The organism is Microtetraspora glauca (assembly GCF_040656155.1).
In the GTDB taxonomy this organism is placed as follows: domain Bacteria; phylum Actinomycetota; class Actinomycetes; order Streptosporangiales; family Streptosporangiaceae; genus Microtetraspora; species Microtetraspora glauca.
On record NZ_JBFALK010000005.1, the window covers coordinates 272,275 to 293,356 of the forward strand.

19 protein-coding genes are annotated in these 21,082 nt (G+C 71.4%); 12 read left to right on the plus strand and 7 right to left on the minus strand.

The annotated features are described in order from the left end of the window. Positions 1-51: 51 nt before the first annotated feature. A complete protein-coding gene (locus tag AB0I59_RS12325) occupies positions 52-813 on the minus strand; it encodes an NAD-dependent epimerase/dehydratase family protein (protein ID WP_061257755.1) in 762 nt (253 codons plus the stop codon). Positions 814-979: 166 nt separating this feature from the next. On the opposite strand from AB0I59_RS12325, the gene AB0I59_RS12330 reads away from it, so the two are divergent. The 3 genes from AB0I59_RS12330 to AB0I59_RS12340 all read left to right on the plus strand — a co-directional run bounded on the left by AB0I59_RS12330 (position 980) and on the right by AB0I59_RS12340 (position 7,569). After that, positions 980-2,497, plus strand: coding sequence for an aldehyde dehydrogenase (NADP(+)) (locus AB0I59_RS12330; RefSeq protein ID WP_061257638.1), 1,518 nt, complete (start codon positions 980-982; stop codon positions 2,495-2,497). 110 nt (positions 2,498-2,607) lie between these two features. After that, positions 2,608-5,844 (plus strand): ATP-binding protein, encoded by a 3,237-nt coding sequence (locus tag AB0I59_RS12335; protein WP_061257639.1) that lies wholly within the window; start codon positions 2,608-2,610, stop codon positions 5,842-5,844. Positions 5,845-6,015: 171 nt separating this feature from the next. Further along, on the plus strand, positions 6,016-7,569 hold the full coding sequence (locus tag AB0I59_RS12340; protein ID WP_358132345.1) for a DHA2 family efflux MFS transporter permease subunit: 1,554 nt from the start codon (positions 6,016-6,018) through the stop codon (positions 7,567-7,569). Here AB0I59_RS12340 and AB0I59_RS12345 read toward each other — a convergent pair. The 4 genes from AB0I59_RS12345 to AB0I59_RS12360 form a co-directional block, all read right to left on the minus strand. Beyond that, positions 7,562-8,071, minus strand: a complete 510-nt coding sequence (locus AB0I59_RS12345; RefSeq protein ID WP_061257641.1) for a DUF402 domain-containing protein — start codon at positions 8,069-8,071, stop codon at positions 7,562-7,564. The genes AB0I59_RS12340 and AB0I59_RS12345 overlap by 8 nt on opposite strands. A 114-nt stretch (positions 8,072-8,185) precedes the next feature. Beyond that, positions 8,186-9,871 carry a ribonuclease J gene (locus AB0I59_RS12350; RefSeq protein ID WP_061257642.1) on the minus strand — a complete coding sequence of 562 codons (1,686 nt, stop codon included), beginning with the start codon at positions 9,869-9,871 and terminating at the stop codon, positions 8,186-8,188. A gap of 136 nt (positions 9,872-10,007) precedes the next feature. Next, entirely contained in the window at positions 10,008-10,925 is a 918-nt protein-coding gene (dapA, locus tag AB0I59_RS12355) for a 4-hydroxy-tetrahydrodipicolinate synthase (RefSeq protein WP_358132347.1), read from the minus strand. A gap of 226 nt (positions 10,926-11,151) precedes the next feature. Continuing rightward, positions 11,152-11,406: a hypothetical protein gene (locus AB0I59_RS12360; RefSeq protein WP_358132349.1), complete on the minus strand. Its 255-nt coding sequence runs from the start codon at positions 11,404-11,406 to the stop codon at positions 11,152-11,154. 187 nt (positions 11,407-11,593) lie between these two features. On the opposite strand from AB0I59_RS12360, the gene AB0I59_RS12365 reads away from it, so the two are divergent. The 5 genes from AB0I59_RS12365 (at position 11,594) to AB0I59_RS12385 (ending at position 15,013) form a co-directional block, all read left to right on the plus strand. Then, complete coding sequence (locus tag AB0I59_RS12365; protein WP_358132351.1) at positions 11,594-12,334, plus strand: GntR family transcriptional regulator; 741 nt, start codon at positions 11,594-11,596, stop codon at positions 12,332-12,334. 52 nt (positions 12,335-12,386) lie between these two features. Next, positions 12,387-13,061, plus strand: a complete 675-nt coding sequence (locus AB0I59_RS12370) for a JAB domain-containing protein (RefSeq protein WP_061257645.1) — start codon at positions 12,387-12,389, stop codon at positions 13,059-13,061. 111 nt (positions 13,062-13,172) lie between these two features. Beyond that, entirely contained in the window at positions 13,173-13,655 is a 483-nt protein-coding gene (locus AB0I59_RS12375; RefSeq protein WP_358132354.1) for a GntR family transcriptional regulator, read from the plus strand. A 44-nt stretch (positions 13,656-13,699) separates the two neighbouring features. Further along, on the plus strand, positions 13,700-14,179 hold the full coding sequence (locus tag AB0I59_RS12380) for a GntR family transcriptional regulator (protein ID WP_358132356.1): 480 nt from the start codon (positions 13,700-13,702) through the stop codon (positions 14,177-14,179). A gap of 252 nt (positions 14,180-14,431) precedes the next feature. Further along, positions 14,432-15,013: a DUF4142 domain-containing protein gene (locus AB0I59_RS12385; protein WP_494410547.1), complete on the plus strand. Its 582-nt coding sequence runs from the start codon at positions 14,432-14,434 to the stop codon at positions 15,011-15,013. A 392-nt stretch (positions 15,014-15,405) separates the two neighbouring features. Here AB0I59_RS12385 and AB0I59_RS12390 read toward each other — a convergent pair whose 3' ends face one another. Then, positions 15,406-16,278 (minus strand): DMT family transporter, encoded by an 873-nt coding sequence (locus AB0I59_RS12390; RefSeq protein ID WP_358132358.1) that lies wholly within the window; start codon positions 16,276-16,278, stop codon positions 15,406-15,408. Between the two features lie 124 nt (positions 16,279-16,402). On the opposite strand from AB0I59_RS12390, the gene AB0I59_RS12395 reads away from it, so the two are divergent. From AB0I59_RS12395 to AB0I59_RS12410, 4 genes are all read left to right on the plus strand, one after another. Beyond that, positions 16,403-17,842, plus strand: a complete 1,440-nt coding sequence (locus AB0I59_RS12395; protein WP_061257648.1) for an aminotransferase-like domain-containing protein — start codon at positions 16,403-16,405, stop codon at positions 17,840-17,842. Positions 17,843-17,927: 85 nt separating this feature from the next. After that, positions 17,928-18,524, plus strand: a complete 597-nt coding sequence (locus tag AB0I59_RS12400) for a CGNR zinc finger domain-containing protein (protein WP_061257649.1) — start codon at positions 17,928-17,930, stop codon at positions 18,522-18,524. Between the two features lie 38 nt (positions 18,525-18,562). Next, on the plus strand, positions 18,563-19,165 hold the full coding sequence (locus tag AB0I59_RS12405; RefSeq protein ID WP_061257650.1) for a GNAT family N-acetyltransferase: 603 nt from the start codon (positions 18,563-18,565) through the stop codon (positions 19,163-19,165). A gap of 182 nt (positions 19,166-19,347) precedes the next feature. Next, a complete protein-coding gene (locus AB0I59_RS12410) occupies positions 19,348-20,217 on the plus strand; it encodes a 1,4-dihydroxy-2-naphthoate polyprenyltransferase (protein WP_061257651.1) in 870 nt (289 codons plus the stop codon). A 32-nt stretch (positions 20,218-20,249) separates the two neighbouring features. Here the strand turns inward: AB0I59_RS12410 and dapB are convergent, their stop codons facing one another. After that, complete coding sequence (gene dapB / locus AB0I59_RS12415; RefSeq protein WP_082777092.1) at positions 20,250-20,987, minus strand: 4-hydroxy-tetrahydrodipicolinate reductase; 738 nt, start codon at positions 20,985-20,987, stop codon at positions 20,250-20,252. Between the last annotated feature and the right edge of the window lie 95 nt (positions 20,988-21,082).

A 21,082-nucleotide genomic window follows, 5' to 3' on the forward strand; every position in this document is an offset into this window, starting at 1 on the left:
TCGCGAGACTCACCGATATCCCGGAGGCACGCCGAAGGGAGCTCCAGCCCGTCAGCTCTCCACGGTGCGACCGCCGAGCCAGGCGTGATCCGGATCGGCGGGGTCGAGCACGGGCAGTCCGGCGGCGTGGACCTCGGCGTCGTCCCGCGGGTGATAACCAAGCGCGCGGCCCGGCTCCAGATCGAGCCACCCACGGGTGTTGGCCGAGACGCCCCACACCAGGGCGTAGGTCAGGTCAGGCGCCGTCAGGCAGGCGTGCGCCAGCCGCACCATGTCGCCGGGGCTGAGCCAGGTGGACAACGCCCTGGCGTCCGGCGGGCGCGGCTCGAAGGAGCCGATGCGCAGGCACGCCACCCGCATGCCGTACCTGTCGGCGTAATACCGCCCGAGCGCCTCCCCGTACGCCTTGGAGACCCCGTACAGCGAGTCGGGGCGAACGGGGGTGTCGGCGGGCGCCGACTCCTGGCGGGGGGTGAATCCGGCCGCGTGGTTGCTGCTGGCGAAGACGACCCGCTCCACACCCGCGAGGCGCGCCGCCTCGAAGACCCGGTAGGTGCCCTCGATGTTGGCGCCGAGCACGCTCTCGAAGGACGCCGACGTCGAGGGGTCGCCCGCCAGGTGCACGACGGCGTGGACGCCTTCCATCGCGCGGGCGAGCGCTCCCGGGTCCGTGATGTCGCCGACGACCTGATCGATGCCGGTGCCCTCGACGCGGACCCGGTCCATGAGACGCAGCCGGTGGCCGAGTCGGGGCAGCTCCTGGTGGAGGCAGGTGCCGATGTGCCCGGCGGCGCCGGTGATAAGGGTGAGCATGAAGGGACGGTAGCGGCGCGCACCGACATGATCCTCCTCGGTGGGCGCCATGGCCCCGGTGCCGTCCGGTCCCCCACCTGGGGCAGGATGGTGGCCAGCCGACCCCGGGCGGCCTCTCCGCCCTGCGCCGGACCACGCGAGAACGTGCGATTGGAGAGCAGCACCGATGACCGTCTGGAGCGTCGACGCCCGCACCGGCGACCGCCGCGGCGAGTTCGCCGAGTCAACCGCCGAGCAGGTCGATCAGGCCTGCCGTACCGCCCAGGCGACCCTGCGTGAGCTGGACGCGGCGGGCCCGCGCGGCCGGGCGGAACTGCTCGACGCGATGGCCGCCGAACTCCAGGCCGCGGGCGACGCGCTGATCGCCGCCGCCGACGCGGAGACCGCGCTCGGCGTGCCCAGGCTCACCGGCGAGGTGGGCCGCGCCGCCGGGCAGTTCCGGCTGTTCGCCGAGGCGTTGCGCGAGGGCTCCTACCTTGACGTGCGGATCGACCGGGCCGACCCGTCGGCGGCGCCGCCGCGGCCGGACCTGCGCCGGATGAACGTGCCGATCGGCGTGGTCGCCGTCTTCTCCGCCAGCAACTTCCCGCTGGCCTTCAGCGTCAGCGGCGGCGACACGGCGAGCGCGCTCGCGGCGGGCTGCCCGGTCGTGGTCAAGGCCCACCCGCTGCACCCCGAGACTTCGGAGATCGCCCTGGCCGCGCTGCGCGCCGGGGCGCGCGCGGCGGGCCTGCCCGAGGACGTCGTCCAGCTCGTCCACGGCCAGGACGCCGGGATCGCGCTGGTCCGCCATCCCGTCGTGAAGGCCGTCGGCTTCACCGGATCGGTGCCCGGCGGGCGCTACCTGCATGACGTGGCGAAGTCGCGGCCGGAGCCGATCCCCTTCTACGGCGAGCTCGGCAGCCTCAACCCGCTGGTGATCACCCCCGGCGCGGCCGAGGCGCGGACCACGGCCATCGCGTCCGGTCTCGCGGCGTCCGCGACGCAGGGGTCGGGCCAGTTCTGCACCAAGCCGGGCCTCGTCCTCGCCCCCGCCACGGAAGCGGGCCGCGCGCTGGTCGAGGCGATGGCCGGTCACTTCACCGAGATGGGCCCGCAGGTGCTTCTCGGCGACGGCATCCGCGGCGGGTTCCTCTCCGGGGCGGACGCCCGTGCCTCACTGCCCGGCGTGACCGTGGCCGCCACCGGCAAGCCCGGCGACGACCGGCAGGTGACCGCGCGGCTGCTGACCGCGCCCGCCGCGCTGCTCGCCGACGAGAACGCGGCGGAACTGCTCCTCGAAGAGTGCTTCGGCCCGCTGACCGTCGTGCTGACGTACGCGGACGAGGAGGAGCTGGCGGCGACGCTGGCCGCCGTCCCCGGCAACCTGACCGCCACCCTGCACAGCGAGCCGGGCGAGGAGGAACTGGCCGCGCGGCTGGTGACCGTCCTGCGCGACCGCGCCGGCCGGCTGATCTTCAACGGCTACCCCACGGGCGTCGCCGTCACATGGGCCCAGCAGCACGGCGGGCCGTACCCGTCGGCCACCGAGCCGGCCACCACCTCGGTCGGCACGGCCGCGATCTTCCGTTTCCTGCGGCCGGTCGCCTACCAGGACACCCCGGCGGCCCTGCTGCCCGAGGCATTGCGCGACGGCAACCCGCTGGGGCTGCCCCGCCACGTGGACGGCGTCCTGGAACTGTGACCCTCCGGGGCCGCCGGCTTGTCCGTACCCGGCTCCTCCGGGCCCCGCATATCCGTACCCCGGCTTCTCCCGGCTCCCGGAATGCCTGACCGTAGGCGAGAATCGATCCCATGCGGTTCGGCATCCTGGGGCCCACTGAGGTACGGCGGGGCGACGGGCGTGCGGTTCCCGTGGGCGGGCCGCGCCTGCGCGCCCTCCTCGCGCTGCTGCTTTTGGACGCCGGCCGGGTCGTCACCACCGAGCGGCTGATCGACGGCCTCTACGGCACCGCGCCGCCGGCGGGGGCGGTCAACGCCCTCCAGGCGCAGATCTCCCGGCTCCGCAGCCTGCTCTCCGGGTCCCCGTCGGCCGACGGGGATCCGGTGGTGCGCCATCCCGCGGGCTACCTGCTGGCGGTCGATCCCGCGGACGTCGACGCGTACCGGTTCGAGCGGCTCGCGGCCGAGGGCCGGGGCGCCCTGGCGTCCGGTGACCCGGCACGCGCCGCCACGACGCTGCGCGCGGCACTCGACCTGTGGCGCGGGCCCGCGTTCGCCGATGTCGGCGACGCGCCGTTCGCGGCGGCCCAGGCAGTCCGGCTGGACGAGATGCGCCTCACCGCCGCCGAGGACCACGCGGAGGCCCGGCTCACGCTCGGCGGCCACCGCGAGCTGGTCGCGGAGCTCCAGGACCTGGTGGCCGCGCATCCACTGCGCGAACGGCTGTGCGGCCAGTTCATGCGGGCGCTGTACGCGTCGGGACGGCAGGCGCAGGCCCTCGCCGTCTACGAGGAGCTGCGGCGGCGGCTCGCCGACGAGCTCGGCGCCGACCCGTCGGCCGAGCTCGTCGGCGTCCACGTCGCCGTGCTCCGGGCCGATCCCTCCCTGGACGCCTCCCCCGCGCCGACCCGGCTGGGCCTGCCCGCCCAGATCACCGCACTGGTGGGCCGTACGGAGGAGCTGGACCGGGTGGGCAGGCTGCTCGCGGAGGCGCGGCTGGTCACGCTCACGGGCCCCGGCGGCACCGGCAAGACCCGGCTCGCGGCGGAGGCGGCGGCACGGCAGGACGGCGACGTCTGCTTCGTCGAGCTCGCCCCTCTCGGCGACGGCGCGGACCTGCCGCAGGCCGTGCTCGGCGCGCTCGGGCTGCGCCAGTCGGGGTCGATCACAGCCGCTCCCGGCAGGCAGGCGCCCGATCCTTCGGCCAGGCTGGCGGCGGCGCTCGCGGGCCGTTCCCTGCTGCTCGTCCTGGACAACTGCGAACACGTCGTCGACGCCGCGGCACGGCTCGTCGCGCTCCTGCTCGGCTCCTGCCCCGGCCTGCGCGTCCTCACCACCGGCCGGGAGGCACTCGGCATCACGGGGGAACGGCTCTGCCCGGTGCCGCCCCTCGCGCTGCCGCCGCCGGGCACATCCACCTCCGAGACGCTCGGCTATCCCGCGCTGCGGCTCTTCGCGGAGCGCGCCGTGGCCGTACGACCGGACTTCCTGATGGAGGCGGACGAGGCGGAGGCCGCCCTGCGGATCTGCGAGACGCTCGACGGGCTGCCGCTGGCGATCGAGCTGGCCGCGGCCAGGCTGCGCTCCCTGACCGCGGCGGAGGTGGCCACCCGGCTCGGCGCCGTCGGGGAGGGGACGCGGCGGGACAGGTTCGAACTGCTGTCCCGCGGCAGCCGTACGGCACAGCCCCGGCACCGCACGTTGCGCGCGGTGGTGCAGTGGAGCTGGGACCTGCTCGACGGGAGCGAGCAGGTGCTCGCCAGGCGGCTGACGGTCTTCGCGGGCGGGGCGACCCTGGAGGCCGCCGAGCGGGTCTGCGGCCTGCCGGACACCGACGGCGTTCTCGCCTCCCTCGTGGACAAGTCGCTGGTCGAGGTCGTGGGCGGCCGCTACCGGATGCTGGAGACGATCCGCGCCTTCTGCGCCGAGCGGCTCCGCGAGGCCGACGAGGAGGAGCGGCTGCGCCGGGCGCACATCGCCTATTTCACCGAGCTGGCCGAGACCGCCGATCCGTACCTGCGGCGCACGGAGCAGCTTGAGTGGCTCCGACGGCTGGACCAGGAACACGACAACCTCCACGCCGCCCTCCACCGGGCCACGGAGGCAGAGGATCTGGAGGACGCGCTGCGGCTCCTCTCCGCCCTGGCGGGGTACTGGTTCCTACGCGGCCTGCGTGCCGAAGGAGCGGCGTTGGGCGTGACCCTCCTCAGGAAGATCGGGCCGGAACCCCCTCCCGGCCTCGACGAGGAGCACGCGCTCTGCGCGCTGACCGCCGCCTCGTCCGGCATCGACGCCCCCGAGATCGGCCCGTCGCTGGAGCGCGCCATCCGGTTCGTCGACCAGGCGGAGACCTCGCCCCGCCAGCCGTTCGTCACCGTGCTGCGCGCCGTCATCGTGGGGCCTCCGCCGGACTGGGACACCACCGACGAGCTCCAGTACCGGCTCGAACGAATCTCCCCGGATCCGTGGATGCACGCGCTGGGCCAGTTCAGCCGGGGATACCTCCATGTCTTCCGCGGGCGCCCGGCCGACGCGGAGCGGGAGCTGACCTCGGTGCTCGGCGCCTTCCGGTCCATCGGTGATCGCTGGGGAATGGTGGCGACCCTGTCCGGGCTCGCGGACCTGGCCACCTGGCGAGGGGATTGGGCACGATCGGCGGCGCTGACCGACGAGGCGCTCGATCTCGCGGAACGGCTGGAGGCCACCATCGACGTGGCCGAGATGCTGTGCCGACGGGCCGAGGGCCGGAGCCGGAACGGTGACGAGGCCGGAGCCCTGGCCGACTACGAACGCGCCGCCGAGCTGGCCCTCGGGGCGGGCGCTCCCGAGGTCGTCGCGGCGGCTCACCTCGGGCTCGGCGAGTTGGCCCGGCTGCGCGGCGACCTGACCGAGGCGTCCCGCAGGTGTGAGTTCGCGCTGGAGAGCTGCACCACGGACGCGTTCGCCGTCGAGGAGACCCGGGCGCGCGTGTACGTCGCGCTGGGCTGGATCTCCGAGGCGGAGGGCGACGCCGACATGGCGCTGGCCTGGCACCGGCGGGCGCTGACGGTCGCGCACGATATCCGCAACCTGCCGCTCATGGCCCTCGTCGCCGAGGGCCTCGCCGGGGTGACACTCCTCTCCGGTGACGCGGAACGGGCCGCGCTGCTTCTGGGCTCGGGCACGGCACTGCGCGGCTGCGACCGGGCCGGGCACCCCGACCTCGTCCGCGTCATGACCGCGGCCAGGTCCATGCTCGGCACCGCCGCGTACGAGTCGGCCCGCGCGCGGGGCGAGGAGATGGCGCGCGGCGGTATCCGCGCGATCGGCGCCTCTCCCCATCCGGTGCTGACCGTCATGGAGGAGCACCTCATGACACTCGGCCGCTAGAGCGGGCGCGTACGGCCCTGGTTGGGCCTGTGGGCCCGTGTGCGGCCCCGCAGGAGCCACCCCGGCACGGGACGCCGGTGAGGGGCCCGTGACGGCCCGCTGACGGGGTGCCGCGCCCGCCGTCAGCGTCTCGTCGGCGTTCCGTCAGCGGTCCCGGCGAATCTGCCGGACATGGAGAACATCACCCCTGGACGCCGCTGGGGCACGCTGGCGATCGCGTGCCTGGCCGTACTGCTGCTGTCCATCGATCTCACCGTGCTGCACCTCGCCGTGCCCAAGCTGGTCACGGACATGAACCCGTCGGCCACCCAGCTGCTGTGGATCACGGACATCTACGGCTTCGCGCTGGCCGGGCTGCTGATCAGCATGGGCAACCTCGGCGACCGGATCGGGCGCAAACGGCTGCTGCTCATCGGTGCCGTGACGTTCGGGGCGGCCTCCCTGGTGACGGCGTACGCTCCGAACCCCGAGCTGCTCATCGCCGCCCGAGCGGTGCTCGGCGTCGCCGGCGCCACGATCATGCCGTCCACGCTGTCGCTCATCCGCAACGTCTTCACCGACCCCAAGGAACGGACCTCCGCGGTCGGCATCTGGAGCAGCGTCACGGCCGTCGGCTTCGCCCTCGGACCCATCGTGGGCGGCGCGCTGCTCGAGAGGTTCTGGTGGGGATCCGTCTTCCTGATCAATCTGCCCGTTGTCGCGGTGATCCTGGTGGCGGGCCTCGTGGTGCTGCCGGAGTCGCGCAACCCCCGGCCGGGGCGCCTCGACGTCATCAGCGTCCCGCTGTCGGTCGTCAGCGTGCTCGCGCTCGTCTACGCCCTCAAGGAGGCCGCGCACAACGGCGTCGCCCACGTCCCCGTCGTCACCGCGGCTCTGATCGGGGTGGTCGCCCTCGCCGTTTTCATCCGGCGGCAGACCCGGATCGCCGAACCGCTCATCGATGTACGGCTGTTCCGGCGCAGGGCCTTCTCGGTCTCGGTCGGCGCCGAGCTCATCGCGATGTTCGCGATGCTCGCCATGTCCCTGGTGTTCGCGCAGTACTTCCAGCTCGTCGCGGGCCTGTCACCGCTGGTCGCCGCGCTCGCGAGCATGCCGGGCGGTCTCGCCGGAGGCGTGGGAGGCGCGCTCGCCGGGACGCTGGTGCACCGCTGGGGGCGGGCCAGGGTCGTCGCCCTGGGGCTCGCCATGACCGCTGTCTCGTTCGCCATGTTCCGCGGGCTCGGGACCGAGTTCGACTACCGCTATGTCCTGGCCGCGATGATCCTCCAAGGCATCGGCATCGGCTTCACCTTCGCCGTCACCAACGACACGGTGCTCGCCTCCGCCCCGAAGGAGCGTGCGGGCGCGGCCGGCGCGATCTCCGAGACCGCGCACGAGATGGGCGGCGCCCTGGGCATCGCCGTACTGGGCAGCGTGCTGAACAGCGTCTACAGCAGCGGGCTGCGGCTCCCCGCGAACCTTCCGCCCGGAGCGGAGGACCGGATCCGCGAGACGCTCGCGGGCGCGTTCGAGGTGGCGGCCACGCTGCCCGGCGACGTCGCGGGAGCCGTCACGACCGCGGCCGAGCGCGCCTTCGTCGAGGGCGTCCACACCACCGTGCTGACCGGCGCGGGCATCCTGCTCGCCCTCGCGCTGGTGGCCCTGTACGCGCTGCGCGGCGTGCCGAAGGTCATCCCCGAGCAGGAGGAGCCGGCGATCGGCCCCGTCCCGGAGAAGATCAGCTGACCAGGGAGAGCCACCGGTGGTGGGCACCGCCGAAGGGCTCGATCCTGCGGTTCACGGCGTCCATCAGCCAGGCGGCCGACCGCTCCGCCTGGCTGATGATCTCCGCGGGATAGCCGTACAGCACCTGGTGCTCGGCGAACTCGTCCTCATCGTCGAGATGCAGGCGCCCGTCGCGCATCCGCAGCACGTCGAGATCGAGATCGACCATGGTGACCTCACCGTCGCGCCACTCCGGCACGGTAGTGACGTCGCAGTAGATCTCCGCCTTGTGATCGTCGGGGTTGAACGTGGCCGTCCACCACGCGGCACGGGGGAAGAGGATCACGAACGGCCGCTTCCACACGACCGGCGGCTCCGTACCCCTGCTGCCGCTGGTCCCGGCCGGACACCCCACCCAGACACCGAACTCGTCGTCACCGAGCAGCCGCGCCGAATGGTTCCAGTGCAACGACCCGCCGTATTTGCGGTAGACGACCCTCACCTGATCCGCGTCGGCCGCCACGCCGGTCCTTTCCTCCGGAGGAAGATGATCGAACCGAACGTACGCGGTCCCGCGCCGCGGGCACAAGGCATGAGGAGCACCGGGGAACGCGTGGTTCCCCGGTGCTCCTCGCCGCTATACCTCGACCACCACAGGGATGATCATCGGACGGCGGCGGTAGGTGTCGCTCACCCACCGGCCGACCGTACGGCGGACCGCGCGGCGGATCTGCTGCACGTCCGCCACACCGTCCGCGGCCGCCTCCTGGAGGGCGATCTCGATCTGCGGGATCACTCCGTCGAGCGCCTCCGGGTCGATGCCCGAACCGCGTGCGGTGATCTCCGGGCCGCCGGTCAGCTTGCCCGTGGTCGAGTCGACCACCACGACGACGGAGATGAAGCCCTCGTCGCCGAGGATGCGCCGGTCCTTGAGCGCGATGTCCGTGATGTCGCCGACCGAGGTGCCGTCGACGAACACGTAACCACAGGAGACGGCGCCGCTGATCCGCGCCTGCCCGTCGACGAGGTCGACCACCACGCCGTCCTCGGCGATGACGATGTTCTCGTCCGGGACACCGGTCAGCCGCGCGAGCTGCGCGTGCGCCCGAAGGTGCCGCCACTCCCCGTGCACCGGCATGAAGTTCGACGGCTTGGTGAGGTTCAGCACGTACAGCAGCTCACCTGCCGCCGCGTGGCCGGAGACGTGAACGCGGGCGTTGCCCTTGTGCACGACCTTGGCACCCCAGCGGCTGAGGCCGTTGATGACCTTGTTGACCGCGGTCTCGTTGCCGGGGACCAGGGAGGACGCCAGCAGCACGGTGTCGCCGGCTGCGATCCGGATGGGGTGGTCGCGGTTGGCCATCCGGGACAGCGCGGCCATCGGCTCGCCCTGGGAGCCGGTGCAGATCAGCACCACGTCCTCCGGCGGCCGCTCCTCGATCTCCCGGGAGTCGACCAGGAGCCCGGCCGGCACCCGGAGGTAGCCGAGCTCGCGGGCCACGCCCATGTTGCGGACCATGGACCGGCCGATCAACGCCACCTTGCGCCCGTGCTTCTCCGCCGCGTCCATGATCTGCTGTACGCGGTGGATGTGCGAGGCGAAGCTCGCCACGATGATGCGCTTCTCCGCGGTGCGGAAGACGTCGTCGATGACCGGGGCGATGTCCCGCTCGCTGGTGACGAAGCCGGGCACCTCGGAGTTGGTGGAGTCCGACATCAGCAGGTCGACGCCCTCGGCTCCGAGCCGGGCGAAGCCGCCGAGGTCGGTCAGCCGCCCGTCCATCGGCAGCTGGTCCATCTTGAAGTCGCCGGTGTGCAGCACGATGCCGGCCGGCGTCCTGATCGCGACCGCCAGCGCGTCCGGGATCGAGTGGTTGACCGCGAAGAACTCGCACTCGAACGGGCCGAACCGGCGCCGCTCCCCCTCGACGACCTCGACCTTGACCGGCTGCATCCGGTGTTCGGAGAGCTTGCTCTCGATCAGGCCCAGGGTCAGCCGCGACCCGACCAGCGGCAGGTCCCTGCGCTCCCGCAGGAGGTACGGCACCGCACCGATGTGGTCCTCATGGGCATGGGTCAGGACGACCGCCTCGATGTCGTCCAGGCGGTCCCTGATGTAGTCGAAATCGGGCAGGATCAGGTCGATGCCCGGCTGCTCGGGATCGGGGAACAGCACCCCGCAGTCGACCACGAGCAGACGGCCGTCGAACTCGAAGACCGCCATGTTGCGGCCGATCTCCCCCAGTCCGCCCAGCGCGACGATGCGCAGGCCGCCCGCGGGCAGTGATGGCGGAGGCCCGAGCTCGGGATGCGGATGGCTCATGCGAACTCCTCGATCCGCGCGCCGCGGTTCCCGATCATTCCCCCGCTCACCGGGTCTCCCCGCCGGTCGGCTGGGTTCCCCGGGAATCGCGACAGTTATGTCTGGTGATGCGCTCGCTCATTCGTCTCCATTGTCACTAGCTATCTGCAAGCTTCAGGCCGCCCGCGACGAGGTCCACGCGCAGCATCGCGATCTGCTCATCCGTCGCGTCGACGAGCGGCAGTCGTACGTGACCGGCGTCCTGGCCGATCAACCTCAACGCGGCCTTCGTCGCGATCGCCCCCTGGGTCCGCGTCATGACACCCGCGACCACGGAGAGCAGGCGGCGGTGCACGTCCAGGGCACCGGCGACGTTTCCGGACCGGTAACGCTCGATCATGGAGGCGAGGTCCGCGCCGGCCACGTGGCCGACCACGCTGACGAACCCCGCCGCGCCGACGGACAGCCACGCCAGGTTCACCAGGTCGTCACCCGAGTAGAACGCCAGGTCGGTGGCCGCCATCACCTGCGATCCCGCGAAGAGGTCGCCCTTGGCGTCCTTGACCGCGACGATCCGCGGATGCTGGGCCAGCCGTATGAGGGTCACGGTCTCGATCGGCACCCCGGTCCGGGCGGGAATGTCGTAAAGCATCGCCGGAAGGCCGGTCGCGTCAGCCACAGCGGTGAAATGACGATAAAGGCCCTCTTGCGGCGGTTTATTGTAATAGGGAGTCACCACCAGGAGGCCATGCGCCCCCGCACGCTCCGCGGCCCGGGCCAGCTCCACGCTGTGGTGGGTGTCATTGCTGCCCGCTCCGGCCACCACCGTGGCCCGATCGCCCACCGCCTCGATCACCGCGCGGAGGATGCGATCCTTCTCAGCGTCGGTGGTGGTGGGGGACTCTCCCGTCGTGCCGCTCACGACCAGTCCGTCGTTGCGCTGCTCGTCGACCAGATAGGCGGCGAGACGCTGGACACCCTCGTAGTCGACCGCCCCATCCTGGGTGAACGGGGTGACCATGGCGGTCAGCATGCGGCCGAAGGGGGCGTCAGAGGTTCCAGTTGGCGATGCCATAGACCGAACGCTACCTGGATCCACCGAATCGGTGGACCTCGCCACCCCGTTACACGGACGGCACCGCCCGGGGCCGGTGAGGACGGGATGGAAAGAGGCCGCCGATATGTGCTCGGGGGTACACAGATCAGCGGCCTCTACCGATGAATCGCCGTATCTTACGAGCGCGTTACACACAGCCGACGAGAATTTTCCGAACTTCGGGGCCGGCGGGCGTTCTCCCAGCTCACCGCACCTCCCCGATGAGCAGCCTGAGCCACAGGATCTCCATTCTCGCCGTGACGAGCCGCTCGCTCTCGTGGACCCTGGACCCGTCGGGCCCGCGTACGGTCCGGCGGATGAACACCAGGCCGCCCGAGTGGCACAGCTCGTAGATCGTCGCCTTGCACTCGCAGGTATGCCTGCGTACGCGGACCCGGTCGCTGCGCTGGGCCGGCACGAGCCAGTTGATCTTTTCGTGCTTCTTCTGCAACGGAGCCACGTGAACACCGTGGTACGGCCCGGGAATCGGACTTTCCGGTACCGCCGTAGGGGGCGAATCCATCGCCGGCGCACCTTTCACCATCTGATCCGCAAAGTTGGAATCACAGACATGGGCCATTACTCTGGGTTGTCCATCGGATACGCCAAGATTGGGCGACCGCATCAAGGCCCACCCCCAGGGATGGATGATGGCCAATTCCGACCCGGTCTACCTGCGCGTAGTTGAGGACATCCGACGCCAGATCGTCGATGGCACTCTGCCGCCGGGCGCACCGATCCCCTCACGGCACCAGATCACGCGGAAGTACAGCGTCGGCGAGACCGCGGCACGGCACGCGTTGCGCGTGCTCGCGCACGAAGGGCTCATCGTCGGACGTGTCGGCTCCGGCCACCGCGTCCGCGAGAAACCGACACTGCTTCCGCTCTATCGAAGTCGCCTGCCCGACACGCTCGCGACGTTGCCGTCGGACGTACAGGGCGGCGGATATCGCCCCACATGGAGCTGGCGGAGCGAGCTCTCGGAGGCTCCTCCGGAGATCGCCCAGCGGCTGAGACTCGGCCACGGCAGCCAGGTGACCAAGGTCTGGCACGTGGTCCGCGGCGACGGCCGGCCCATACAGCTCGCCACCTCCTATGAGCTGGTGGAGTTCAGCCAGGGCCACGGCCCCGACGAAGGCACCGCCGAGCGCAGGAGCGTCCTGGAACGGATGGCGGCCTCCGGGACGAAGATCACCGAGATCACCGAGAGCGTGCACATCAGGGTGCCGCAGCCGATCGAGAGCGACCTGCTCGAACTCCCGGCCGGGGTCCAGGTGATGCATGTCGAGCGCACCCACTGGACCGGTGACCGTCCCGTGGAGACCAGCGACATCGTGATCCCCGGCGACCGGTTCCGCCTGGTCTACGGGATTCCGGTCCAGCTCTGACTGTCGGTGGCCGCTGGTAGAACCGATCCGGATTCCCCATCCGGAGGTGGCGATGCGCGTCAAGGATCTGCCGGCGACCGACCAGCCCCGCGAGCGCCTGCTCGCCTCGGGTCCGACCGCGCTCGCCGACCGGGAGTTGCTCGCGCTGCTGCTCGGCTCGGGCAGCAAGGGCGCCAACGCCGTCGAGCTGGCCTCACGGCTGATCGCGCACTGCGGCGACCTGGGAGAGCTGGGCCGGTCCGAGCCCCATCGCCTGCTTGCGGTTCCCGGCGTGGGCCCCGCCAAAGCGGCCCGCGTCGCCGCCGCCTTCCAGCTCGTACGGCGTGCGCAGGCCGAGCCGGAGCGCACCCGCATCACCTGTTCGGGTGACCTGGCCGCCGCCGCGGCGCCACTCCTGCACGGCCAGGCGAAGGAACGCCTGGTCGTGCTGGTCTGCGACGCCAGAGGCAACGTCCTGCGGCGGACCCTGGCCAGCGAAGGGGGAAGCGACCACACCCCCGCGCCCATTCGCGACATCATCACCACCGTCCTCGTCTGTGGCGGAGCCGCCTTCGGCCTCGCCCACAACCACCCCAGCGGCTCGCTGGAGCCCAGCCACGCCGACCTCGAGGTCACCGCCCGCCTCCACAAGGCGGCCGAGACCGTCGGCCTGCGCTTCCTCGACCACGTGATCGTCACCGACACGCGCTGGCGCCGGATCCCGCTTCCCCCTCCGGAAAACCCCTGATCGCACGATGATACGTCTGGTTGTATCGTTCTGTCTAATGTAAAGGAACCATTGGCCCATACAGGCATAGCTCGACGAGACCCCTCGTAGCTGGTCGCCTATCTTGCGGACGTGCTTGATCATGATGGCGACACCCACCTCTATGTGCAGATCGCCGAGATCATTAGGCGGCAGATCCTGCACGGCGAGCTCGCACCGGGGAACGCGGTCCCGAGCGAGGCCGCGATCCAGAGCCAGTTCGGAGTGGCCAGGACGACAGCGCGCCGGGCGTTCCACATGCTCCGAGAAGAAGGGCTCATCTACACCGTCCAGGGCGAGGGTACGTTCGTGGGCCCACCGGGCGAGGCGCCTCGTGAGCAGCGCAGGACGCCGCTGTACCGGCAGATAGCGGACGACGTCATCGCACGCATCCGCCGCGGTGAGCTGCGCCCGCGCCGACCGATACCTAGCGAGACCACGCTCCTGCAGCAGTACGACGTGGCACGCGAAACGGTGCGCAGGGCCGTCGCACTCCTTCGCGAGGAGAAGTGGGTCTACACCGTCCCGCAGCGAGGCAGCTTCGTCTCGCCGGAGGAGAACTGGCCCAAGGGTTAGCGAATCCAGTCAACTGGTCGTACCGGTACGTCTGCCCTCGGAACGTGCTTGATCGAGATGGACCGATCCCGGTCTACAGACAGATCGCCGAGATCGTGCGGCTGCGGATCGACCGCGGCGATCTGATGCCGGGCGAGGCGATTCCCAGCGAAGCGGAGCTGGAGGACGAGTACGGCATCGCTCGGATGACAGCACGACGCGTGGCCCGCGAGCTCAGGGAACTGGGCCTCGTCCACACGGTCCAAGGAGAGGGCACATTCGTCGGGCAACCGGGAACGCCCCGGTCCGCCGAGCGCACACCCATCTATCACCGGATAGCCGCCGACATCAGCGCCCACATCCGCAAGGGCGAGCTTCAGACCAACAAACCGATCCCCAGCGAGAAGTCGCTCATGCGCCAGTACGGCGTGGCGAAGGCCACCGTCCGGCAGGCCGTGGCGTTGTTGCGCATGCAGGGTTGGACATTCACCGTCGCCTACCGAGGGACCTACGTCTCGCCCCGGGAGAAATGGCCGGCGGACTAGCGGTCCCGTCCATGACGGTGAACTCAGCCGTCCCCTCCCCCGAACAGATGGCCGGATCCCCTGACTCTCGCGGTCATCTCGGGCACCGCCACGAGGGGGTATGCCACGTTCCTGGAAATTCGCGACGTTTTCCGACGGTTTGAGGGTAGTCACCATGTGCGGGACGGCCTATTCCTGCCGTGCCGTGATCGTCCCGACAAGAGGTCCGGGGGGGATCTCATGGTGAGACGGATTGTCCTACTGTTCGCCGTCATGATCACCGCCCTCGTGGCGGGGGCCGCCGGCGCTGTCGCGCAACCCAGTCCCAGCCCCACTCACAGCCCCACGCACAGTCCCACGCACAGTCCCAGTCCCAGTGTGAGCGAGCAGGACCGTACGTTCCTGATCGAGGCCCATCAGGGCAATCTGGCGGAGATCCGAGCCGGAAGGCTGGCGGAATCGAAGGCGACCACAGCGTCCCTGCGCCAACTGGGCACCAGGCTGATCAAGGATCACACGAAGCTCGACACGAAGGTACGGCAGGTGGCCAAGGAGGTCGGCGTCCAACTGCCCAGGGAACCGACCAAGCAGCAGCAGTCCAGCCTCAAGCAGGTGAGCGGGCTGAGCGGCACCAACTTCAACCGCGCATGGGTCCACATGCAGCAGATCGCCCACCGCCAGACCCTGGCAGCCGTCAACAAGGAGCTTTCGAGCGGCTCCTCGGAACCGGTCAAGAGGGTGGCGCAGCAGGCGAAGCCCATCATCAAGGAGCACCTGGCGCTCCTGAAGCAGCAGCAGGCGAGCATGTCTCCGCGCCCGCGCACGAGCACGCCGACCGCGCGCCCCACTCACTGATGAGCGGCCCACTCGGCGCCTCACCGGCGCTTCACTGAACGGCGCTGAACGGCGCTTCACTGAACGGCGGAGCGGTACAGCCGTCTCCGGCGGGCCCGCCTCCGGGGGCGTCCGCGCGCGAGGGAACTCGCGGTGACTCAAGGACGACCTCGGAGGCGAAACCCGTCAGCCGACTCAGAACGCGGGCCCCGAAACGCGGGCCCCAGCCAGACGGGCCCCGGGACACACGGGGCTCAGACACTCGGCACCCAGACACACGGGTCCCGACGCACGGGGCCCTGCCCGACGGGCCCCCGACACGCGGGGCCAACCAGACAGTCAGACCGCCGGACGCTGTTCAGAACCCCGGGTGGGCAGCGCCGGCCCCAACCTGAGCCCCGCCGTTACACGATTCACGCGCTGTCCGGAGGCCTCGTCCCGGCTCCGCGGCTCACCTGAGTGACCGCCACGCACACCAGCACGGCGAACGCCGCCGCCACCGTGGCCCAGCCGAACCGCTCGCCCATCAGCAGCCAGGCCCAGAGCAGCGTCAGCAACGGCTGCGCGAGCTGGACCTGCCCCGCGCGGGCGATGCCGCCCATGGCCAGCCCGGCGTACCAGGGGACGAAGCCGAGGAACATCGACACCAGCCCCACGTAGGCCAGGCCGGCCAGCGAGACGCCGCTCGGCCGCGTATCGGTGGTGACCGCCAGCACGGCCGTCACCGGCACGGTGATCGGAGCCGCCACGACGAGGGAGTACGAGATGACACGCCAGCCCGGGGTCTCCCTCGCCAGCCGGCCTCCCTCGGTGTAGCCCGCGGCGGCACCCACCAGCGCCAGCAGCAGGAGCAGGTCGGCCCCCGCGAAACGGCCGCTTCCCCGGGTGAGGACGAAGACCGTGATGGACAACGCCCCGGCCGCGCAGGCGATCCAGAACAGCGCTCTCGGCCGCTCCCCCGCACGGAGGACGGCGCCGACGGCCGTCGCTGCGGGCAGCAGGCCGGTGAGGACCGCGGCATGGGCCGTGCTCGCCCCGCCGTGCAGTGCCAGGGCGCTGAACAGCGGAAAGCCGAAGACCACGCCCACCGCGATCACGAGGTACGCGCGCAGATGTTTCCTGGGCGGGAGCAGTGGGGCACCGGCCGCGGCGAGGCAGACGAGGGCGACCAGGGTCGCGATGCCGGCGCGCGAGAAGGTGACGAAGTACGGGTCGAACCCCCGCATCGCGAAGACGGTGCCGGGAAACGAGCCGGAGAACGACACGACGCCCAAGCCGGCGAGCACCGTCCCCAGCCATGCGTGCCGCGTGACCTGCCGGACCGTGGCGCCTCGCCTATCCCCAGGCCGCCCGGCGCCGCCCCGGCCCGCCGCTACCGGCGTCAACTCGATAGCGCTATTGTCATCTCTCATGAATGACGATAGCAGTATCGTCCGTCTGGCCGCGATCCTCCGTGGCGAGGCAGAGCGGTCCCGGCCGGGCGATCGGCTGCCGTCGAGCCGCGAGTTGATGCGGCGGCACGGCGTCAGCCCCGTGACGGTGTCCCGTGCCATCGCGCAGCTGACCGCCGAAGGCCGGATCGTGACCAGGCCGGGCAGCGGGGCCTTCGTGGCCCCCGCGCGCGGGTACGCCGCCGAGGCGCCCGACCTGTCGTGGCAGACGGTGGCACTCGGAGATCGGGTGGTCGACGACTCCGCGGTCGCCGGGTTGCTCGCCCGGCCGGCCGACGGTGTGATCCCGCTGACCGGCGGCTATCTCACGCCCGACCTGCGCCCGATGAAGGCCCTGTCGGCCGCCGCCGCGAGAGCCGTACGCCGTCCGGAGTCGTGGTCGCTGCCCCCGCTGAACGGCATCGCCGGCCTGCGGCGATGGTTCGCGAGCGAGGCGGGCGGCGCGGCGACGCCGGACGACGTCCTCGTGGTCAGCGGGGGCCAGGCCGGGCTCACCCATGCCTTCCGATCGCTGGCCGCCCCGGGCGAGCCCGTCCTGGTCGAGACCCCCACCTACCCGGGGGCGCTGGCGGCGGCCAAGGCCGCGGGGTTGCGGCCGACCGCCGTACCGATCGACCAGGACGGCGTACGGCCCGACCTGCTGGCTGAGGCGTTCGCCGTCACGGGGGCGCGGGTCTTCCTCTGCCAGCCCACCCTGCACAACCCCACCGGCGCGACTCTCACCCCCGAGCGCAGGCAGCAGGTGCTCGCGGTCGCGCGGGCGGCGGGGGCGTTCGTGATCGAGGACGACTACGCCCGCTATCTCGGAGACGGTCCCGCCCCGCCCTCCCTGGGGTCGATGGACACGCACGGCACGGTCGTGCACATCATCTCGCTGAGCAAGATCTCCGCGCCGAGCATGCGGGTGGCGGGCGTCGTGGCCCACGGCCCGGCGGCGCACCGCCTCCGGGCGAGCCAGGTGGTGGAGTCGTTCTTCGTGGCCCGCCCGCTCCAGGAGACCGCGCTGGAGTTCGTCACCTCGCCGGGCTGGCGACGACACCTCGCCGCCGTGCGGCAGGAGATCGCCGCCAGGCAGGAGGCGCTTCTCACCGGCCTGGCCCGGCACGTGCCGGAGGCGGAGGTCCACCTCCGGCCGCGCGGTGGCCTGCACGCCTGGCTCCGGCTCCCCCAGGGGACGGACGAGGCGGCGGTCGTGGAGGCCGCACAACGCCGGGGGGTGACGGTCAGCCCGGGCCGCATCTACTACCCGTCGGAACCGCCAGGAGCGCGCCTCAGGGTCACCCACATCGCGGCGACCGGCCTGGCCGAACTCGACGAGGGGATACGCCGCCTCGGTGCCGCGTTCCGGGAGCAGACGGGATCGCCGACCGGATGGCAGGAGCGCCGCGGACATCCATGACGACGCTGGTCGTACGCCCGTGAAGGTGCCGGTTATCACGCAACCTCCGACTCCCATACAGTGGTCACAGGAGGGGATCACGCAGATGACAGGCCCCGCGGAACTGCTCCGCGACTTCGTGAACACCTACGATGTCGAGTCGGACGTCGACGATCTCGCCTCACCGGCCGAGCTGGCCGTGTGGCTGCGCGAGCGCGGCCTGACCCAGGAGGGGGATCGCGCGGTCGACGGCGACCTCGCCCTCGCCGTCCGCCTGCGCGAGGGCCTCCGTGACGCGTTGCGTCACAATCACGACGCGACGCCGTACGAGATCGGGGAGGGTCTCGACGCGGCCCTGGCGGCGCTCCCGCTGCGCGTGACGCTGTCCGGAGGGGTGCCCGCGCTTGAACCCGCGGCGTCCACGGCATCGGTGTCCGAGCCATCCGGCGGCTCCGGGATTTCTGGGGTGTCCGGGATGTCCGGCGCACTCGCCCGGATCGCGGCCTCGATCCCGGCCGCGCATGCCGACGGGATGTGGCCCCGACTGAAGGTGTGTGCGGAGAGCACATGTCAGTGGGCCTTCATAGACTCGTCCAAGAACCGCTCGCGGTCCTGGTGTTCCATGCGTGTTTGTGGAAACCGCACAAAAACTCGGGCATATCGGGCACGACGCCAGGCGGACGGTTCGTCCCGCGTCTCCTGACCAGTACGGTGATACATGCACAGAGAGGAGCCGGCCGAATGGGTGTTAGATCTGCCCGTCTGGAAGACGTCGACGCGGTAACGAGCACCCAGATCAGGGCGTGGAAGTGCGGTTATCGCGACTTCCTCCCTCCCGGCCCGCTGGAGCAGATGACCGGTCCCGCCGCGGAGAAGATGTGGCGCCGCCAGTGGGACGAGGCGATCCTCTCGCCGCCCACACCGCGTCACCGCGTCCTCGTCGCGGTCGAGCGCGTGGTCCCCGACACGGACGCCTTCGCGGCCCTCGGGCCCGGCGGCATCCTCGCCAGCGCGGCGTCCCGGGCGTCCGACCGGGTCGTGGGGCTCGCCTCGCACGGCCCCGCCGAGGACCCCGACCTCCGCCCCTCCACGACCGCGGAGCTGCTGACCCTGCTCGTCGATCCCAACCACATCCGCCGTGGCCACGGGAGCCGCCTGCTCAACGCCACCGTCGACCACCTGCGCGAGGACGGCTACAGCACCGTCGTCACCTGGGTGTTCGCCGACAACCACCCGATGCTCGGCTTCCTCGAGTCGGCGGGCTGGGGCGAGGACGACGCGGAGCGCGTGCTCGACATGGGCCGTCCCATCAGGATGATCCGGCTCGGCACCGACATCAGCTGACCTGCCTCAGGCATGATCAGGATTACCCGCCGGTCTCTCCGTCGCCATGGGCGTGGCGCGGCCGGCGGCGCACGCCCCATCCGCCCGGGGCCGGCACGCGGCCGCGCGGGCGATCTCGCCGGCCCACGGTTCGTGACCGTGCACAGGCTCCCACCCTCACGTGATCTCGCAAAGGTATAGACGTGGCCACACCAGCTCAATGGGTCGCGGGAGCGCGCCCTCGTACTCTTCCCGCCGCGGTCGTCCCGGTCGCCGTCGGCACCGGTGTCGCCGTGGCCGAGGGCGGAGCCGTCTGGTGGCGGGCCCTCCTCGCCCTGTTCGTGGCGCTCGCGCTGCAGATCGGGGTCAACTACGCCAACGACTACAGCGACGGCGTCCGGGGCACCGACAAGGAGCGGGTCGGTCCGATGCGCCTCGTCGGGTCCGGCGTGGCCACGCCCAAGAAGGTGCTCGCCGCGGCCCTGGGATGCTTCCTCGCCGCCGCTATCGCCGGCCTGGTGCTCGTGGTGGCCACCCGCGCCTGGTGGCTCCTGCTGGTGGGCCTCCTGTCGATCCTGGCCGCGTGGTTCTACACCGGCGGATCCCGCCCGTACGGCTACCGCGCCATGGGCGAGATCTCGGTGTTCGTGTTCTTCGGCCCCGTCGCGGTGGCCGGGACGACGTACGTCCAGCTTGAGCGACTGCCCTGGCTCGCCCTGGCCGCCGCCGTCCCGGTGGGGCTGCTCGCCTGCGCACTCCTCGTCGTCAACAACCTGCGCGACATCGTGACGGACGGACCGTCGGGCAAGCGCACGCTCGCCGTCGTCCTCGGCGACGGCCGCACCCGGCTGCTCTACGCGGCCGCGCTGATCGTGCCCTTCGCGATCGCGCTCGCCGTCGTCCCTGACCGGCCCTTCGCCGCCATCGCCGTGCTCGCGCTCCCGTTCGCCGTCGCGCCCATCCAGACCGTCCGCTCGGGAGCGACCGGTCCCGCGCTCATCGCGACACTGCAGCAGACCGGCCGCCTGCAACTCGCGTTCGGTGCCCTGTTCACCCTCGGCCTCGCCCTCTGAGCACGCCGCCCGGGGCTACCCGCGGGTGACGCTCACAGGTCGAGGAGGTTCTCCAGGCCGACCGTCAGCCCGGGAAGCTCACGCACCCTGCGCACACCGAGAAGCACGCCCGGCGTGAACGAGGACCGGTTCATGGTGTCGTGCCGGATGGTGAGGATCTCTCCGTCACCACCGAGCAGTACCTCCTGATGGGCGATCAGACCGGCCAGCCGTACGGCGTGGACGTGCACGCCGTCCACGTCGGCGCCTCGCGCGCCGTCCAGCTCCGAGCTCGTGGCGTCGGGCGAGGGACCGATGCCCGCCTTCCTGCGGGCCTCCGCCACCAGCTCCGCCGTACGGCGTGCCGTGCCCGAGGGGGCGTCCGCCTTGTTGGGGTGGTGGAGCTCGACGATCTCGACCGACTCGAAGTACTTGGCGGCCTGCTGGGCGAAGTGCATCATCAGCACGGCCGCGATGCCGAAGTTGGGGGCGATCAGGGCGTTGGTCCCCGGATTGGCCGCGAGCAGGGCGCGTACGGCGTCCAGCCGCTCGGCGGTCCAGCCCGTGGTCCCGACCACCGGATGGATGCCGTGCGTGACGCACCACTCGACATTGTCCATGACCACGTCGGGATGCGTGAAGTCGACGACCACCTCGGCGCCGATCAGGGCGTCGAGCGGATCGTCCTTGTCGACGGCCGCCACAAGCTCCAGGTCGTCGGCCGCTTCCACGGCCTTGCAGACTTCCACACCCACACGGCCACGCGCGCCGAGAACACCCACCTTAATCACGGGCCAAGGCTATACCCGGCGATGCCGCCGATCTTCACGCGCTGTCCGCGGACGCGCGAGGGGCCCGGATCATCCCGATCCGGGCCCCTCGTGTG

Bases quoted from the DNA above. Each gene is read 5' to 3' on its own strand.
- AB0I59_RS12325 (WP_061257755.1), bottom strand. From the start codon at position 813: ATGCTCACCCTTATCACCGGCGCCGCCGGGCACATCGGCACCTGCCTC.
- AB0I59_RS12330 (WP_061257638.1), top strand. From the start codon at position 980: ATGACCGTCTGGAGCGTCGACGCCCGCACCGGCGACCGCCGCGGCGAG.
- AB0I59_RS12335 (WP_061257639.1), top strand. From the start codon at position 2,608: ATGCGGTTCGGCATCCTGGGGCCCACTGAGGTACGGCGGGGCGACGGG.
- AB0I59_RS12340 (WP_358132345.1), top strand. From the start codon at position 6,016: ATGGAGAACATCACCCCTGGACGCCGCTGGGGCACGCTGGCGATCGCG.
- AB0I59_RS12350 (WP_061257642.1), bottom strand. From the start codon at position 9,871: ATGAGCCATCCGCATCCCGAGCTCGGGCCTCCGCCATCACTGCCCGCG.
- dapA (WP_358132347.1), bottom strand. From the start codon at position 10,925: ATGGCATCGCCAACTGGAACCTCTGACGCCCCCTTCGGCCGCATGCTG.
- AB0I59_RS12365 (WP_358132351.1), top strand. From the start codon at position 11,594: ATGATGGCCAATTCCGACCCGGTCTACCTGCGCGTAGTTGAGGACATC.
- AB0I59_RS12370 (WP_061257645.1), top strand. From the start codon at position 12,387: ATGCGCGTCAAGGATCTGCCGGCGACCGACCAGCCCCGCGAGCGCCTG.
- AB0I59_RS12385 (WP_494410547.1), top strand. From the start codon at position 14,432: ATGATCACCGCCCTCGTGGCGGGGGCCGCCGGCGCTGTCGCGCAACCC.
- AB0I59_RS12395 (WP_061257648.1), top strand. From the start codon at position 16,403: ATGAATGACGATAGCAGTATCGTCCGTCTGGCCGCGATCCTCCGTGGC.
- AB0I59_RS12400 (WP_061257649.1), top strand. From the start codon at position 17,928: ATGACAGGCCCCGCGGAACTGCTCCGCGACTTCGTGAACACCTACGAT.
- AB0I59_RS12405 (WP_061257650.1), top strand. From the start codon at position 18,563: ATGGGTGTTAGATCTGCCCGTCTGGAAGACGTCGACGCGGTAACGAGC.